This is a genomic window from Caballeronia zhejiangensis, from assembly GCF_022879815.1.
Classification (GTDB): Bacteria; Pseudomonadota; Gammaproteobacteria; order Burkholderiales; family Burkholderiaceae; genus Caballeronia; species Caballeronia zhejiangensis.
In genome coordinates this window covers 2,319,854-2,335,271 of record NZ_CP084283.1, presented here as the reverse complement: position 1 = coordinate 2,335,271, position 15,418 = coordinate 2,319,854, and the positions used below count along the sequence as shown (strand labels likewise).

Here is a 15,418-nt window from a genome sequence, read left to right as displayed (position 1 = left end):
AATGACGCTTCAAGCGATGCCGTTGGTCTGCCTGAAGCGTCCCGGCGCGACGCCATAAAGCTCCTTGAACCGCTTCGAAAACGCCGCTTCGGACTGATACCCCACATCGGCCGCGACATCCGCGATGCTCTTTTTCGTATGCGTGAGCATCGTGCTGGCGAGCTGCATCCGCACGTGACTCAGCAACGCGAGCGGCGAGCTGTCCGAATGCGCCGAGAACGCGCGCATGAACGTGGCGCGCGACATCGCCGCTTCCTTGGCGAGCATCTCCAGCGTCCACGGTTCGGCAGGGCGCTCTAGCATCGCGATGATCGATGCGCCCAGCCGCCGGTTCGCCAGCAAGCCAAGCACGCCCGCCAATGACGGCTGTCCGTCGAGCCACGCGCGCAGCACCATCGTGAATAGCGCGGTCGATAGCGCCGTGACGATCGACGGCGCGCCCAGTTGCGCATCTTCCGCTTCGCGGCGCATCGTCTGGACGAGCGGCGCGAGATAGGACGCCGACGCGTTCGAGAACGATACGTGCACGACATCCGGCAGGACGTCGATCAGAAGCGCGCGCGGCGCGTAGAGAAAGCGCCCGCACAGCAAGTCCACGCCCGGCGGCTGCCCGCCGCAATTGCTTCTTACCGTGACCGCGCCGTTGTCGCGCGCTTCCATCTCGACTTTGGACGAGCCGCCTTCGCGCGCCTTAATGCTCAGCACATGCGCGTCTCCGCGCGGCAAAAAGAATATGTCGCCCGCCGTCAGTTCGAGCGGCGCGTGACCTTTGCGCACGACGGTGCACGCGCCGTCGAGCACGACGTGATACACCGCTTCGCCGGCGGGCGCGGGCGCGTGATCCAGTTCCAGCGGGCCGCTCAGCAGGCAGCGCAGATCGAGCGCGCCGGCAAGGCTCGCAAGCTGAATCAGTTTGTCGAGAGCATCCATGTGAGCGGGCGGGCAGAAGGTGTCGTTCGGATAGTACCGAAGTCCCGCCGCGCGTGCGTTACTTCGCGGCTTCGCCCAGTTCGGCGATTTCATCGCCCGATGCCGCCGCCGCGACTTGCTTCCGGCCCGTGAGCGAGTCGGATACGGTCGACATAAGCGTGCGCAGCCAGGCGATGTCCGTCGGCTGATCGGGCTGCGGCACCGAAAGCTGGTAGCACTTGATGCGCGGAAACGGCACCGGCGAGTCGAGCACGGCGAGCGGCAGCATCGCCGCATAGTGCTGCGCGAAGCGGCGCGGCGCGGTGAAGATGAGGTCCGACTGCAACAGCACCTGCGGCACGAGGCCGAAGTAGGGAATCGTCGTGACGATGCGCCTTTCGATGCCCGCGCGCGCGAGGCCGATGTCGATCGGATGACGCCGGCCGCCGCTATACGGCGTCGGCGCGAGGTGCGCGGCGAGCGCGTAGCGTTCCGCCGTCAGCGGTTCGCGCGCGAGCGGATGATTCGCACGCATCAGGCAGACGAATACGTCGCTGAAAAGATCCTGGCGTTCGAAGCGCGGCTCGGGCTTCGTCCAGTTCGCGACCATCAGATCGATTTCGCCTTCGTCGAGCATGCGCTCGTGATCACGCATCGGATTCAGCGACTCGATCTCCAGACGCGCATTGGGCGCGGCGTCGCGAAAAGCGGCGACGAGCGTCGGCATGAAGAAATCGTTCAGATAATCAGGCGCGGCCACGCGGAACGTGCGGCGCGAGCTTTGCGGATCGAAATCCCCGTGCGGCGTCGCGACGAATTCCACTTCGCGCAATGCGCGTTGCGCGGGCGCGAGCAGCGATTCGCCGTATTCGGTCGGCACCATGCCCTGTTTGCCGCGCACGAGAATCGGGTCGTTCAAGATCTCGCGCAGACGGCGCAGCGCGGTGCTGATCGCCGGTTGCGTCTGGTTCAGCCGCTGCGCGGTCTGCGTCACGCTGCGCTCCAGCAGCAAGGTGCGCAGCACGCGGATGAGCCAGATGTCGAGTGAGTCGGCGGGATCGTTCATGGCAAGCAAGTGAATTCAGGACGCGCGGGCGCGAACTCGCGAGCCCTAAAGCCGAAGTAAACCGCTTATCCAACTTTGACGCCATAGCAGGCGCGCTATGCACGGCATAGGCGCGTCCGCCATCCGGCCGCCGTCAGCTGAAATCGGCGTCTTTCGGCGCGATCGGCAGCGCGCTGATGCGTTTCACTTCCGCGCCGTCGAGCCAGTTCGGCGAACGCGCGACGTAGAGCACCATCGGCAGCGTGTCCTCGCCCCAGAAGATCTGATCGTTGACGAGGAAAGTTGGCACGCCGAACACGCCCATCGCTACGGCGCGGTCGTTGTTGTCGCGCAGCTTCGCCTTGACGTCCTCATCCTCGATGCGCGTCACGGCCTCCGGCATGCCGACGTGCTCGCACAACGCCTTGAAGCCTTCGGGCGTCGCGGGATCGCGCCCTTCGCGCCAGATGTAGCGGAAGATTTCGCGCACGCGGGCGATGTCGCCGTCGGCCAGCACGGCAAGACGCAGCGCCTTGCTCGTATCGAACGGATGCGCGGGCGGCATCTTGAACGGAATGCCGAGCTGCTCGGCGCGGAAGAGCGCGTGCCGATAGGTGAAGATGCGCTTGGACGGAATCGTCGCGGCGTGCGGCTGGCCCCAGCGGTCGAGCAGCTTCATCAACTGGACGGGTACCAGTTCGAAAGGCATGTCGGGCCACTTTTCATGCTGCTCCAGCAGCAAGTACGAAAACGGCGATATGAAGTCGAAGAAAAAGTACGGATGACCGGTGCTGGTCGAATGCGGGGCACTCATGTTCCCTTCTCCCTGAGATTCCGTGGCTTTGCTCGCGCGGCGGCGCGCTCTGAGCCGCATCTGTTCGTTTTTTGTCGTGTCCTGCATGACGGATGCGGCGCGCGGCGCGCGGCGTCGCATCCTTTTCTAACGTTTCTCCAACAGATATTACGTGCTGCCTTGCTCCGTGTCTGCTTGGCGAACGACACCGGGCGCATGGTGTTGCGCCATGTCGTGGGCGCTGGTCTGGTCGGCCGGGGCGACCGGTGCATGCGCGAGGCGCTCCCGAACGAAACCGATGTGCTCGCGCAGCACGTAGAATTGATCGGCGAACGCGAGCGGCATCTTCATGCGGTTGACGGCCGCTTCAATCGCGTCGATGCGGTCGAGCAGGGCGTCGCGTTGCGCGGTGTCGGGGCCGCTGATCGCTTCCCGCTCTATCGCAATCAGCGCGCCATACCAGCGATAAATGCGCGATTTCACGCGCCAACGATACAGCCCCGGCACGAGCCGCAAGCCCGGAATCAGGACGACGATCAGCGGCACCAGCACGACCAGCACGCGATCCGCGAGACTCGCGACCCAGAACGGCAGCGAACGGTACAGAAAGCTCTTGCCCGATTTGTAGTAACGCTCGGCGTTGTCGCTGATGCGGAATTCGTGGACGAGCGGCGCCGGAAATTCGTTCGCCCGCTGCAGCAGATTCGCGCGCCCGTGCACCTCGCGTGCGGCTTCGATCAGCAGATCGGAGAGCGCCGGATGCAGGCTGTCGCGCGCGACCAGTTCGGCGGTCGGCGCGATCATGTGGACCGCGCGCGGCGGCAGGTTGCGGGCGAAATCGAAGGCGCCCATCGGCAAGTCGATTTCAGTCAGATACGGAAAGCGGCGCGCGTAGGCGTCGGCCTGGGCGAAATCCATGAAGCGGATGCCGGACGTGCGCAGGAGCTTCGCCATCGTCGGCGGCTGCGCGGAGTCGCCGGTCAGAAAGGCTGCGTCGATCTGGCCGTCTTCGAGCGCTTTCGCGGCTTCGTCGCCGGCGAGCGGCAGCAGTTCCGTGTCGCCGCCCGGCTCGATGCCGTTCGCCTTCAGCAGATTCAGCGCGAGCACGCGCGTGCCGCTGCCCTCCGCGCCGATCGCGAGCCGCTTGCCCTTCAGCTCCGACAATCGGCTGACGACCGTCGCGCCGCGATAGAACACCGCGAGCGGCACGTAGGACACGCTGCCGAGCGATTCCAGATTGTCGTGCGTCGCGCCCGGCTTGGTCAGGCCGCCCTGCACGAAGCCGACGTCGACGTTCGATTTCGGGTCTTCGAGGCGCGTCAGGTTATCGAGCGAGCCTTGCGTCTCGAGGATGTTCAGCGTCACGCGGTTGCGCGCGAGGATCGTCTTGTATTTCTGCGCGCTCGTCCAGAATGAGCTGCCTTTCGGGCCGGCGGCGATGGTCAGCGTGCTCGGCGGCGCGGGCTGGATCAGCCGCACGGCGGCATAGAGCGCAGCCGCGCACACGAGCAGAATCGGGCCGAAGGTGAGCGCGAGATCGCGCCATGAGATCGCGACGAAGCGCGCGCCGATTCTCGGCAGGGGTTTGCGTTTGGGCGGGACGTCCGGATCGTGGCCCGGATTGTTTCCTGAAGGGTGGGTCATCTCGTCGGTGATTTTAAAACTTCGTGCGTGCGAGCTTACCCGATCGCGATGCGCGGACATCTGCCCGAACGTGTTCGTCGAGGCGCGCGAGCGGCGCGTCCGGGCGGCCGGCATGGCGTCGATGGTACATGAGATCGCGCGTCGCCCGGATCACCGCAGCCCCCGCGCGCCGTGTGACAGGCGTATGTAGAAAGCGTCCGCGCTGTTGCTTGCGAACGGCGTCGCGTACGGCCGCATTGTTAAATGCTTTGCGCTAATGGCCGCGCTGGGCTAAATTGACGTTCGCCGCCGCACGCAAGGCTCCTCGCGCGCCGCAGCCCGGAATGTGGGTTCGCGGACCGCAAAGCAGGCGCCATGCGGCAGGTCATATTCGAGCCGGCGGGCGTCATCGCCCGAAAAAACCGGCCGTGATTTGTTTCGATCGCCAGTCTCTCGCAGCACCGTGAGCCGCATCCGCCGGCTTGCCGCCGCTATTCCCCGCGTCAGTTTCAGGCGCCGGGCGCGCGCGGTCACGGTCAGCCGCTCGATGTCGTTGCCCAGCCGCTGGGAATGCGGCCCGCTTTTGAAGTGCAAAACGAGCGAAGTAGCAACTGTGCGAAGTTAACAAGCGAAACAAAAGGAGAAATCATGAAAGCAGTCGATCTGTTGAAGGCGCTGGGCGTGGTGGTGTGCGTGGCCGTGGCATCGAGCGCCTATGCGCAATCGAGCGACGCGGCGGCCACGAGCACCGACTCGGCAGCGTCGGCCAAGGCTCAGAAATCCGCGACCAAGAAAACCGATCGCAAGCTCGGCTACGACGTGCGCCGCGCGCTGTCGAAGGCGCAGGGCTTCGACGTGTCGAACGTGTTCGTGCGCGCGCGCAGCGGCGCGGTCACGCTGACCGGCACGGTGCCGGAAGGCGGCCAGATCGCCCAGGCCGAAGAAGTGGCGAAGGGCGTGCCGGGCGTCAAGTCGGTTTCCAACAAGCTCACGCTCGGCGTTCAAGGCGGCGGGCAATAAAACGCGTCACAGGCAGTGGGCGGCATCTCGTGATGCCGCAAGCTTCGCTCGTCTGGCGGGCGTTTGAACGGGCTCCGGCGTCTCCGCCGGGGCCCGTTGTCGTTTGGTGCTTTTCTCGCCGGCGCGCATGAAATCAGCTGTAACTGGCGTTCGATCGGCGCGATACTCGCATTGTCGATCGCTGAACATCGCATCACTCAATCGGAACGGATGGCGGAGATTCCAATGAAAAGACTCGCGCGTTTCCCGAGGTTGCAGACTTTGCAGGATGTGCCGCGAACGGCCGCGCTCGGCGCGCTGGCGTTGCTGGCGGCGGCGACACTAGCCGCATGCCACGGCGGCGATGACGACAACGGCGGCGGCCAGCCGGCCAACAGCTTGCCGAGCTTCATCTCGGGCTCGGTCAACACCCAGACTTACGACGGCGTCTCCGACGATTTGCTCACGGCCGGTCTCGGCAAGACGGGGCTCGCGTCGGCGAGCGCGCCGACGTTCGCGAAGCCCGCCGCGCCGACTGCAGCCGAATTACGCCGTCTGGCGATCTATTCGAACTACCGCGCGCTCGTCGACATGTCGGCGAACGGCGGCTACGGCCGCTTCTGGGGGCCGAATATCGATCTGAACGGCAACGACTCGCTCGGCGAAGGCAAGATCGCGGGCAAGGAATACATCGCCTATGCGGACGATGGCAGCGGTAGGCAGAACGTGAGCTTGCTCGTGCAGATCCCGACGAGCTTCAATCCGGATGAGCCGTGCATCGTCACGGCGACGTCATCGGGATCGCGCGGCGTCTACGGTGCAATTTCGGCCGCGGGCGACTGGGGCCTCAAGCGCGGCTGCGCGGTCGCCTACACGGACAAGGGCAGCGGCAACGGCGCGCAGGAAATTTCGACGACGCTCGTGACGCTCATCGACGGCACGCTCGCCAGTGCGGACATCGCCGGGACCAAGGCGATCTTCAAGGCGAACGTGAGCGCGTCGGCGCTGTCGTCGTTCAATTCTGCGTTCCCGAATCGCTACGCGTACAAGCACGCGCATTCGCAGCAAAACCCGGAGCAGGACTGGGGCAAGAACACGCTGCAGGCGATCCAGTTCGCGTACTGGGCGCTCAACGACATGTTCGGGCCGGTCAGCGGATCGACGCATCAGGTGCGCTACAGCAAGGGCAGCATCACGACGATCGCGGCATCGGTGAGCAACGGCGGCGGCGCATCGCTGGCGGCGGCGGAACAGGACACCGATGGCTGGATCACGGCGGTCGTCGTCGGCGAGCCGCAGATCAATCTGAATTTGCCGTCGCAGGTTTCGGTGCTGCAGGGCGGCGTGCCGGTCGGCTCGTTCGGCAGGCCGCTCGCGGATTACATGACGCTCGCGAACCTGCTGCAGCCGTGCGCGGCGCTCGCGCCCGCTGCGGCAGGCGCGCCGTATCTGACGACGCTTCTGCCCGCCACGACCAACGCGATCCGCACGGCGCGCTGTGCGACGCTTGCCGCCAACGGCTTCGTCTCGGGCGGCACGACGACGGAGCAGGCGACCGATGCGCTGAACCATCTGCATCAGGCCGGCTACGAGAGCGATTCCGACACGCTGCACGCGCCGATGTGGGATTCGCAGGCGGTGCCGGCCGTCGCTGCGACTTACGCCGATGCGTACATGAAAGCGAGCGTGCTCGACAATCTCTGCGAGTTCAGCTTCGGCACGACCAGCGCGGCGACGGGCGCGGCCGGCGTCACGCCGCTCGTCTCGCCGATGCCGACGATCTTCGGCAACGGCAACGGCGTGCCGCCGACCAACGGCATCAACCTGGTCTACAACGCGGGAACGACGGGCGCGGCGGATCATCGGCTGGCGACGCCCGATGCGAGCTACGCGGGCGCCGCCTGCCTGCGCGCGTTATGGACGAACGGCAACGCGACGATGGCGGGCAGCGTCAATGCGATCCGCGTGAACGCGAATCTGCGCGGCAAGCCCGCGATCATCGTGCAGGGCCGGGCGGATGCGCTCGTGCCGATCAATCATGCGTCGCGGCCGTATCTGGGTGCGAATCGCGTGGCGGAGGGAAGCAAGAGCCAGCTTTCGCTGTATGAGATCACGAACGGTCAGCACTTCGACGCGTTCCTGAGCGTGGCAGGCTTCGACACGCGCTTCATTCCGGTCCACTACTACGACATTCAGGCGCTCAACCTGATGTGGAACCACCTGAAGAACAACGCGCCGCTGCCGCCGTCGCAGGTGGTGCGGACGGTCGCGCGCGGCGGCAAGGCGGGTTCGGCGCCCGCCCTCACGACGTCGAATCTGCCGCCCATCGCGACCGATCCCGGCGCGAACGCGATCTCGGTGGCGGGCGGCATCGTCAACGTGCCGAACTGACGGTTCAGTGCGTCACGGTGGCCGCGGGCACTGCGGCCGCCGACGCCGCCGGGACTTCAGATGCGCCAGCCGCAGCCGCATCGGCATTCGGCCTCTGGATCGCGGTCGCGGCGGCGGGCGCCTGCACGACGATGGGCGTCGGCGTCAACTCGGGCGAGCTCACGATGATCGACGGCGCGAGCGGCTTGCTTTTCACTTCGTCGCCGGCGACGGGCGCGCTGCGCGGCACCGTGTTCAGATAGTGGCCCATCAGACCGAAGAAGCGGTCATAGAACTTGCCCGCGGGCACGGTCTCGCTGGAAATCTTGACCATCGCGTCGCTGTTCGAGCGGATCGGCAGCGACAGCGAGCCGAGCACGCTCAAGCCCACGCTCGCGGACGTGTCGCTCTTCTTGAGCGCATAGCCGTCCTGCACGGCGTTCACGTACGCGATGCTTTGGTTCGTCGCGTTTTCGCCGGGCGTGCATACGACATGAAACGACACGACGACGTGCGTTTCCGCGCTCGGCTGGAAATTCTTGGTCGCGTCGACGGTGTCGGGCTGGCCCATCGTCGTGAGAAAGCCTTGCGACAGCAGCGCACGCCGCGCGGCCTCGCAGGTTTCGTTGACGGTGGCGTCGAAATTGTGCGCGAACGGGCTCACGCCGGTGCTGAACAGCTCCTGCTGATAGCTCGGCGTGGTGGCGGCGCGGCCGCCGCACCCGACAAGGGCGGTCAGCGCGAGCGACACGAACACGAGACGCGACGATGCGAGAGATGACATGAGCGGCTTAAGACGGAGAGCGAGAGGAACCAAGAGAGGCAGGTGAAGATTGTAGTGCCAGCGGTATCACCGACGAAAAAGCATAGGTCTTAGTTCCTTCAGCAAGCGAAAAAAGCCCGGCACGCGAGGCCGGGCTTAGTCGGATGCGGCGTCGCGCGCCGCTTTGCGTTTCGCTTACGGACGATTGAAGTCGACCGGATTGGCATCGGCGGCGGGACGGACGATACGGCTCAAAAACCCGACGCGCGCCGGTTTCCCCGCTGCCGACGCGCCATCGCTCACGCCGCCAAACGACGGGTTCGATGCACTTTGTCGCGCGGCCACGCGCGCTTCGGCAGCCTGAATCTCGGCGGGATAAGTGGCTTGATCGGCCATCGGCTTGTAGCCGGCGCGTTCGAGCTGGACGAGCTCGGCGCGCACTTGCGCACGGGTGGCAGGGCCGTCTTCGCGCGCTTGCGCGAAAGCCGGCGCGGCGAGTACGGCTGCAATGGCGATGACGGGAACGATCGATTTGAACTTGAACATGATGGGCCGCAGCCGTCCACGGACGAAGGGCAGTAATCGAAACTTAAGACCGATTGACAGAACGTCCATCGTGCCCTGTCCCTATTGCGACGGCTTTGAAGTCGCCGGCCGGCATTGGGGCCTCGTCTGGTCCGGCCCGCAGTCGCACCAGTCTGTCAGGCTGTTCCGCGATTGGACGGACAAGCTGACTGTCTTCGCCGATGGCCATAACATTGCGCCCGATATCCTGGCCGATCTGGCGCGCCGCAACATACCTGTCGTCGATGGCCGGATCGTCGAGATCGCCCATCACAACGGCCATATCGCCACCGTCAATCTCGATACTCGCCGCAATATTGCGGTCGACATCCTGTTCGCCCATCCGCGCAATAGGCCGTCCGCAAAGCTGCATGAATCGCTGGGCCTCGCCACGGTCGATACGCCCACCGGCGTCGTCCTCAAGGTCGACGAGTGCCGCCAAACCAGCATGACCGGCATCTACGCCGCCGGCGACCTCGCCACGCCCTTCTTGCCCTCGGTCACCCAGGCATCATCGCAGGGCGCGATGGCGGGTATTTTCGCCCAGCAGTCGATGCTGGTTTGAGAGCACGGATTCCCTTCTCCCGTTGCGTCGTCGCTGTCGAAAAGATCGGCGTAGATCGGCGCGGTGAAGGACGGATCGTCGAGTTTGACGGAATGGCAGGAGCGGTGTCCTTCGAGGTCCGGCGCCAGGCGGCAACGGTCTCGAACCTTGAGACGATCACACGCAGGTGTTGCGCCTTATCGCAGGTGGAGGCGGGTTTGTTCGAGACGATACGCACCTTGACATCGGTTCGGCTCCCCCTTGCCTCGAACCTGGTCTTTACCCACAAGTAAGGTCATTCGTTCTGCCTGAAGATGCGGTACATCTCCGTAATCTCGTGCAGAGCGAGAAAGCCGCGCCACATAACGGTTGGCCCAGGTGGACGATCATGCTTGCGCGCGAGGTAACCGCCGAGTTTTGCGATCCATAGCACGACCTGCGTCAGCGTTGGAAGCCGAGCAGGCAACGTCGTCGTGTTGTGTACGCGGCAATACAACGCGCGCCATTCAAGTTGTTGAAGCAGCACATCGCATGGCAGATCGCCGTCTATTCGGGCCAGCAAGGTCGCGTACAAGATGCGCCAACTGATTACGGCAAATAAGGCGGTGGCACGCACGAATCGATCGAGATTGCCGAATTGCCGTGCCTCGACGCGACAACCGCTCTTGAGTATGCGATGCCACGACTCGATCGTCCAACGCCGCTCATACCATTCCAGGCGCTCCAGTGCTTCTTCGCGAGTATTCGTGGGCACCGAAGTGAGTAGCATCCATTCAAGGGGTTCATGACCTTCGGCAACATCCGCTTCTATGGCGTGAATCGCGAACACCTCGACGTTGGGTAATCTTCTGGGGCGTCGATAGCGCGGTGGGCGCAAGCTCACCGGCGCGCATCGCAACGTTAGGCGTGCGGTGCGTGCGATCGTGCTACCCGAACCTGGAATCTTCAATTCAGTGAAGCCCAGCACCGGCGCTGCGACGATCGTCTCCCACAGATACTTCTGCGGATGCGCCACCCTGCGATTCCAGCTCGCACGAACTAGCCAGTCGACGCCAGCAGGGCGATCGGCCCTGAATACGTCGTAAATGTCTCCCTCACGATCGCATACGCCAATGCAATGCGTCTGCGGACAATGCGCTTTGAGCGCGCTCAGGTGTTCCAGTCCTTCAAGCCATTTCGCGCTTTCCTTCTCCCGGATCGTGCGCCGCCTGCGCAACTCGCCCTTACCGCGCTCCTCGGGTGTACGCGTCCAGGTCTTCATGCCCAGCACACCCAACGGCAACCCTTCTGGGGTTACCGCCAGCATGCTATGCATCATAAAACCGCGATGATTATGGCCTGCGCAATGGCCTAGACCTTCCGTCGCATGCAGATGCGTAAGATTGAATTCGGTCGTGTCCTGTACAGCCAACACGACCGACGCCTCCCGCATGCGTTCGAGCGTTCGACCAATATGCGAACCAAGCACGCCGTCGGGATCTACCTTCGGATTATCAAAAAACCGGTACGCAGCTTTAAGGTCCGCGCCTTTAAGCGACTGGGGAAAAGAACATTGTGGAGCGCCCGACAATCTACCTGCAAGTGCGATCAAGCGCTGAGTTAGGCGAGCGTCACCCAGTTGCGCCGCGCCGAACTCAACACTTGCCCAGTCATCGGGATCGCTCGCATCAGACAATGTTGAACATCGCCCACAAATGTCGTATGGGCGGAAGTTAACATCACGCGTCGCAGTTTACAAGTCAACCCGCCAAAGATGTGGGTAAAGACCAGGCCTCGAACAAAGGGTAGCTAGTTAAGAACGAATCAGAACAAGGAGATGACATCGCAAAGGAAAATGCCTATCAGGTGGCCGACTGGAATGGTCAAAGCGGAGAGCGCTGGGTCGCCAACCAGGCCCGGCTCGACGCTATGGTGTCGGTGTTCGGCCAGGCCGCGATAGAAGCCGCCGCGCCCATGACGGGCGAGCGCGTGCTGGACGTCGGCTGCGGCGCTGGCGCGTCGAGTCGGTCTCTGGCCGCCTGCGTCGGCGCAGGGGGCCAGGTGCTCGGCGTGGACCTATCCGAACCGCTGATCAGCCGGGCGCGCGCGCTTGCGCCACCGGATACGCCGGTCCTGTTCCAGGTGGCCGACGCCAGCAGCGCAGAGCTGCCCGAGGGCGCGTTCGACATCCTGTTCTCGCGTTTCGGGGTGATGTTCTTCGACGATCCGACAGCGGCGTTCGCCCATATGCGACGCGCGCTACGGCCGGGCGGGCGAGTCGCTTTCGTCTGCTGGCGCAGCGCGGCCGAGAACGATTGGGTGCGCCTGCCGATGGGCGCGCTCAAGGGCATCCTCGCGCCGAGCGCGCCGCCCGATCCCGAAGCGCCCGGCCCATTTTCGTTCGGCGACCGGGGGCGGGTGTCGCGCATCCTGACGGCAGCCGGCTTCGCCGATATCGATATCGCGCCTTTTGATGCTTCCGTCCCGTTCGGCGAGGGCGGGACGCGGGACGCTGCGATCGACGACGCGGTGAAGATGACGCTCGAGGTCGGCCCACTGTCGCGCGCGCTCGCTGATCAGCCCGGCGACATCCGCGCCCGCGCGTCGGCCGCGGTTCGCGCCGCCTTCGCGCGCCTCCCCGGCGAGCGGTCGGTGATGATCGACGGCGCGGCGTGGATCGTCATGGCACGCAACCCGGCACGCTGACAGGGATTAACAGGGGAGACGCCCCCGCTCGGTAGAGCTGAGCGTCGTTGGCCGCTCAGATTGATGTCCCGTCTGGGGTGCCGCCGAGATCCGGACTTTTTCGTACGTTTAGCGGCGAGATCGTCAGGTTAGGGTCTAGGACGCCGAGGCGACCATGTCAGGCAATGAGGAAATCAGCCCTAATCTGACGTGCTTTGCTTGTAGGCCTGACGTCACGGTGAAGCATGGCTCAACTGGACATACCCTCCACTCGGACTGATCGCTAAAGAGCGGTGAGCACTTGAAGAATCGCGCATTCCTCGACAGACCGGCGTTCGCCGCAGGATTGCCGCAACTCTCGCAATTGCGCCTCTAGCCGCTGCAGTTGGCAATGCGCTCGGCCACTTGGTCGATATGCTCGTCGAGCAAAGCGTCGACCTCGCCGCAGTCCTGTCCACCGCCATCCTTGAAGCCTAGCAACGCACGGATTTCGCCGAGCGACATATCGAGTGCGCGGCAGTTGCGGATAAACGTCAATCGCTCGACGTGAGGTTCCCCGTAAAGTCGGTAATTGCATTCGCTACGGGCCGGTTCCGGCAGCAGCCCCTCGCTCTCATAATAGCGGACGGTTTGGACCTTGCAGCCTGCCCGTGTCGCCAGATCACCGATCTTCATTGTCTGGTTCCCTAAAAGCTTCTTGACTCTATAGTAGCCATAGGGTGGGGAATTGTCATAAAACCGTACGGCTTCCTGAAGTGTTACGACTCCTGGACCGACATCTGCGGCAGCTACGGCAAGCTGCAACCCACGAGAGACGTCATGACAAATTGCTGCGAAGATAAAAGTTGTGAGGTGAATACCCTCCGGGAAAGCCATAGCCGTGTGCTATGGCTTGTGCTTGGCATAAATGCCGTGATGTTCCTCGCAGAAGGCACGGCAGGGCTTCTGGTGCATTCAACTTCGCTGCTGGCGGATGCCTTGGACATGTTGGGCGACGCCCTAGTGTACGGCTTCACCCTCTTTATGCTGGCGCGCTCAACGCGTTGGCACGCAGGCGCTGCTTTGGCGAAAGGAGGTTTCATGCTGCTGTTTGGCCTTGGAGTGCTGGCAGACGCCATCTACAAGGTGTTACACCCCGTTATGCCAAGTGCGAGGGCGATGGGGATCGTAGGTGGGTTGGCGCTGGCCGCCAACCTCATCTGTTTCAGTCTGCTTTACCGGCACCGCAGCGATAACCTCAACATGAGTTCCACTTGGTTGTGTTCGCGAAATGACCTGATTGCCAATGTCGGAGTATTAATAGCCGCCGGCAGCAGCTACATACTTGTCTCACGCTGGCCGGACATCATTGTCGGGACCATCATCGCGGGAGTCTTCCTCAGCTCGGCGCTAGGAGTCGTGCGGCAGTCCGTTCGGGTGTGGCAGGCGCCGGCTGCTAGGTCTCCATTGCCTGCGGGACCAGCGATCATCCGTGTTTTCAAAAAAAAGTCCCGCAATCCTTAGGAAGAAGTCCCTTTTTTGAGGGCACCCCCTTCTGGCCGATGAACGAGCGCTCGCCTTGTGACAGTCAGATGGCCGGTTGCGAAGCAGAGCCGACGCGTGAGCGGCCTGCCGGCTGCGCATGTGACCGGCAGTTTGTGTTTAGGGTTGTAGGACGCCTGCCCTGATCCATCGGCAGATCAACGCGCCCAGGCGTCAGCGGGCAGGCGTCCTACAAGTCCCAAGGGAGGAAACCGCGGAGTGCCCCGACGTGGTCTGAACCTTTCACCGCTATGGCGATTTGTTCAACCTCATTGAAGGCACGGCGTATATGAACGGGGATAAATGTGAGTCAGGGCAACCACGATTGCAGCAGCGACGCTGCTGGGCGTTGCTATCGGCCGGACCGGCCAGCAACAGACTGCCCGTATGGAGTCGTAGGCGCAAGCGTCTCCTATGCGCTCTCTTTGCCGAAGAGCCGACAGTTGATGTGTGAATCCTGACGCGATGGCATTCATGCGTGTTCTCGCTCAACCGGTGGTGCCCGAATAGGTCTGCTGCGCTGGAGTATGTCGATGATGATCATCGGCGAACCACAGTGCCGGCAAACGAAGGTCGGCGACGCTTCGACTGTAGCGATGTCGTTGGCACTGCTGCCGATAGCGGAAGACGCTGCGCCCAGCAACTCGCGTATCTTCGCGAGATTCGCGCGCCGCGATGGGTTCGCGAGCAGGCCGTAATGGCGGATGCGGTGGAAACCGCCAGGCAGCACATGCAAAAGGAAGCGACGCGTGAACTCATCTGTTTCGAGGGTCATAGTCTTGTTGCGGGTGCGTCCATTCACGCGGTAGTCCTTCCAGCGGAAGGTAACGCCGTGTTCGTCGAGCGCGACTAGGCGCTGGTTGGAGATCGCGACGCGGTGGGTGTAACGCGACAGGTAGGCGAGCACTGCTTTGGGTCCCGCAAATGGGCGTTTGGCATACACGACCCACTCGGATGCGTACATTGGTGCGAGCCACCTGGCAAAGGCTGCGACATCGTTGAGCCCGGCGTATTCGCCGAAGAACCGCAACTGCCCCCGGCGATAGGTCACTTCAAGTTCTTCAAGGAAGCGCCGGCGAAACAGGCGCGAGAGTACGCGCACCGGGAGGAAGAAGCCCGGCCTGCACGCTATCCACCGGCTTTGGTCCGGCGATAATCCGCCACCGGGAACGATGCCGTGCACATGAGGATGATGAGTGACCGCCGCGCCCCACGTATGCAGGACGAGCGTGGCGCCGATCTGCGCTCCAAGATGCTTCGGATCAGCGGCAATGGTGCGCAACGTTTCGGCCGCGAGATCGAACAGCAGCCCGTAGATGACGGCCTTGTTGTAATACGCAATCGCGCTGATCGCAGCGGGCAGTGTGAAGACCACGTGGTAGTACTCGACGGGCAGGAGATCGGCCTCGCGCGCTTCCAGCCAGCGGCGCGCCGCGCCAGCCTGGCACCGTGGGCAGTGTCTGTTGCGACATGTAATGGAGTGCACCCCATTACGTGCCTTATGGGAAGTTCTGTCGTAAGCAATGATATGAACGCGTCCCACCCGTGACTATGGGAACAGAGGATAGTGGATCCTCACGGGCCAACGGCATCGATGTGCCCAAGTGGAAAATGCTCGCATTT

General features: G+C 63.5%; 13 protein-coding genes and 2 pseudogenes. 5 read left to right on the top strand and 10 right to left on the bottom strand.

What is annotated here, in order from left to right; translation table 11 throughout:
* Window positions 1-9 precede the first annotated feature (9 nt).
* The 4 genes from LDZ23_RS11135 to LDZ23_RS11120 all read right to left on the bottom strand — a co-directional run bounded on the left by LDZ23_RS11135 (window position 10) and on the right by LDZ23_RS11120 (window position 4,391).
* A complete protein-coding gene (locus LDZ23_RS11135) occupies window positions 10-1,023 on the bottom strand; it encodes an AraC family transcriptional regulator (RefSeq protein WP_244807585.1) in 1,014 nt (337 codons plus the stop codon).
* A complete protein-coding gene (locus tag LDZ23_RS11130) occupies window positions 989-1,975 on the bottom strand; it encodes a LysR family transcriptional regulator (RefSeq protein ID WP_244807584.1) in 987 nt (328 codons plus the stop codon). Before LDZ23_RS11130 ends, LDZ23_RS11135 begins: the two co-directional genes overlap by 35 nt.
* 133 nt (window positions 1,976-2,108) lie before the next feature.
* Window positions 2,109-2,768, bottom strand: a complete 660-nt coding sequence (locus LDZ23_RS11125; protein WP_244807583.1) for a 2-hydroxychromene-2-carboxylate isomerase — start codon at window positions 2,766-2,768, stop codon at window positions 2,109-2,111.
* Window positions 2,769-2,915: 147 nt separating this feature from the next.
* Window positions 2,916-4,391, bottom strand: coding sequence for a TAXI family TRAP transporter solute-binding subunit (locus LDZ23_RS11120; protein ID WP_244807582.1), 1,476 nt, complete (start codon window positions 4,389-4,391; stop codon window positions 2,916-2,918).
* Between the two features lie 627 nt (window positions 4,392-5,018).
* Here LDZ23_RS11120 and LDZ23_RS11115 point away from each other — a divergent pair.
* Window positions 5,019-5,390 carry a BON domain-containing protein gene (locus LDZ23_RS11115; protein WP_244807581.1) on the top strand — a complete coding sequence of 124 codons (372 nt, stop codon included), beginning with the start codon at window positions 5,019-5,021 and terminating at the stop codon, window positions 5,388-5,390.
* A 225-nt stretch (window positions 5,391-5,615) separates the two neighbouring features.
* Window positions 5,616-7,760: a D-(-)-3-hydroxybutyrate oligomer hydrolase gene (locus LDZ23_RS11110; protein WP_244807580.1), complete on the top strand. Its 2,145-nt coding sequence runs from the start codon at window positions 5,616-5,618 to the stop codon at window positions 7,758-7,760.
* A 4-nt stretch (window positions 7,761-7,764) separates the two neighbouring features.
* Here LDZ23_RS11110 and LDZ23_RS11105 read toward each other — a convergent pair whose 3' ends face one another.
* The gene (locus LDZ23_RS11105) at window positions 7,765-8,523 is read right to left on the bottom strand and encodes a DUF2242 domain-containing protein (RefSeq protein ID WP_008342688.1); all 759 of its coding nucleotides are present in this window, start codon (window positions 8,521-8,523) and stop codon (window positions 7,765-7,767) included.
* A gap of 174 nt (window positions 8,524-8,697) precedes the next feature.
* The gene (locus tag LDZ23_RS11100) at window positions 8,698-9,048 is read right to left on the bottom strand and encodes a DUF4148 domain-containing protein (RefSeq protein ID WP_244807579.1); all 351 of its coding nucleotides are present in this window, start codon (window positions 9,046-9,048) and stop codon (window positions 8,698-8,700) included.
* 61 nt (window positions 9,049-9,109) lie between these two features.
* Between LDZ23_RS11100 and LDZ23_RS11095 the strand changes: the two are divergent.
* A pseudogene (locus LDZ23_RS11095) lies at window positions 9,110-9,631 on the top strand (FAD-dependent oxidoreductase); the annotation flags it as partial.
* Here LDZ23_RS11095 and LDZ23_RS34985 read toward each other — a convergent pair.
* Window positions 9,526-9,759 (bottom strand): DUF736 family protein, encoded by a 234-nt coding sequence (locus LDZ23_RS34985; RefSeq protein WP_244808138.1) that lies wholly within the window; start codon window positions 9,757-9,759, stop codon window positions 9,526-9,528. The pseudogene LDZ23_RS11095 and the gene LDZ23_RS34985 overlap by 106 nt on opposite strands.
* A gap of 146 nt (window positions 9,760-9,905) precedes the next feature.
* Window positions 9,906-11,285 (bottom strand): IS4 family transposase, encoded by a 1,380-nt coding sequence (locus LDZ23_RS11085; protein WP_244807578.1) that lies wholly within the window; start codon window positions 11,283-11,285, stop codon window positions 9,906-9,908.
* A gap of 146 nt (window positions 11,286-11,431) precedes the next feature.
* Between LDZ23_RS11085 and LDZ23_RS11080 the strand changes: the two genes are divergently transcribed.
* Window positions 11,432-12,295: a class I SAM-dependent methyltransferase gene (locus LDZ23_RS11080; protein ID WP_244808137.1), complete on the top strand. Its 864-nt coding sequence runs from the start codon at window positions 11,432-11,434 to the stop codon at window positions 12,293-12,295.
* A 351-nt stretch (window positions 12,296-12,646) separates the two neighbouring features.
* On the opposite strand, the gene LDZ23_RS11075 is transcribed toward LDZ23_RS11080, so the two are convergent.
* The gene (locus LDZ23_RS11075) at window positions 12,647-12,949 is read right to left on the bottom strand and encodes a Cd(II)/Pb(II)-responsive transcriptional regulator (protein WP_425306886.1); all 303 of its coding nucleotides are present in this window, start codon (window positions 12,947-12,949) and stop codon (window positions 12,647-12,649) included.
* A gap of 144 nt (window positions 12,950-13,093) precedes the next feature.
* Here LDZ23_RS11075 and LDZ23_RS11070 point away from each other — a divergent pair, with 144 nt between their 5' ends.
* A complete protein-coding gene (locus LDZ23_RS11070; RefSeq protein WP_244807577.1) occupies window positions 13,094-13,777 on the top strand; it encodes a cation efflux transmembrane domain-containing protein in 684 nt (227 codons plus the stop codon).
* A 490-nt stretch (window positions 13,778-14,267) separates the two neighbouring features.
* Here LDZ23_RS11070 and LDZ23_RS11065 read toward each other — a convergent pair.
* Window positions 14,268-15,275 (bottom strand): annotated as a pseudogene (locus LDZ23_RS11065) (IS91 family transposase); the annotation flags it as partial.
* Between the last annotated feature and the right edge of the window lie 143 nt (window positions 15,276-15,418).

Excerpts from the sequence above, each read along its gene's own strand:
- LDZ23_RS11070 (WP_244807577.1), top strand. The coding sequence starts at position 13,094 with ATGACAAATTGCTGCGAAGATAAAAGTTGTGAGGTGAATACCCTCCGG.
- LDZ23_RS11105 (WP_008342688.1), bottom strand. The coding sequence starts at position 8,523 with ATGTCATCTCTCGCATCGTCGCGTCTCGTGTTCGTGTCGCTCGCGCTG.
- LDZ23_RS11135 (WP_244807585.1), bottom strand. The coding sequence starts at position 1,023 with ATGAAATCGCCGAACTGGGCGAAGCCGCGAAGTAACGCACGCGCGGCG.
- LDZ23_RS11075 (WP_425306886.1), bottom strand. The coding sequence starts at position 12,949 with ATGAAGATCGGTGATCTGGCGACACGGGCAGGCTGCAAGGTCCAAACC.
- LDZ23_RS11115 (WP_244807581.1), top strand. The coding sequence starts at position 5,019 with ATGAAAGCAGTCGATCTGTTGAAGGCGCTGGGCGTGGTGGTGTGCGTG.
- LDZ23_RS11125 (WP_244807583.1), bottom strand. The coding sequence starts at position 2,768 with ATGAGTGCCCCGCATTCGACCAGCACCGGTCATCCGTACTTTTTCTTC.
- LDZ23_RS11120 (WP_244807582.1), bottom strand. The coding sequence starts at position 4,391 with ATGACCCACCCTTCAGGAAACAATCCGGGCCACGATCCGGACGTCCCG.
- LDZ23_RS11130 (WP_244807584.1), bottom strand. The coding sequence starts at position 1,975 with ATGAACGATCCCGCCGACTCACTCGACATCTGGCTCATCCGCGTGCTG.
- LDZ23_RS11110 (WP_244807580.1), top strand. The coding sequence starts at position 5,616 with ATGAAAAGACTCGCGCGTTTCCCGAGGTTGCAGACTTTGCAGGATGTG.
- LDZ23_RS11100 (WP_244807579.1), bottom strand. The coding sequence starts at position 9,048 with ATGTTCAAGTTCAAATCGATCGTTCCCGTCATCGCCATTGCAGCCGTA.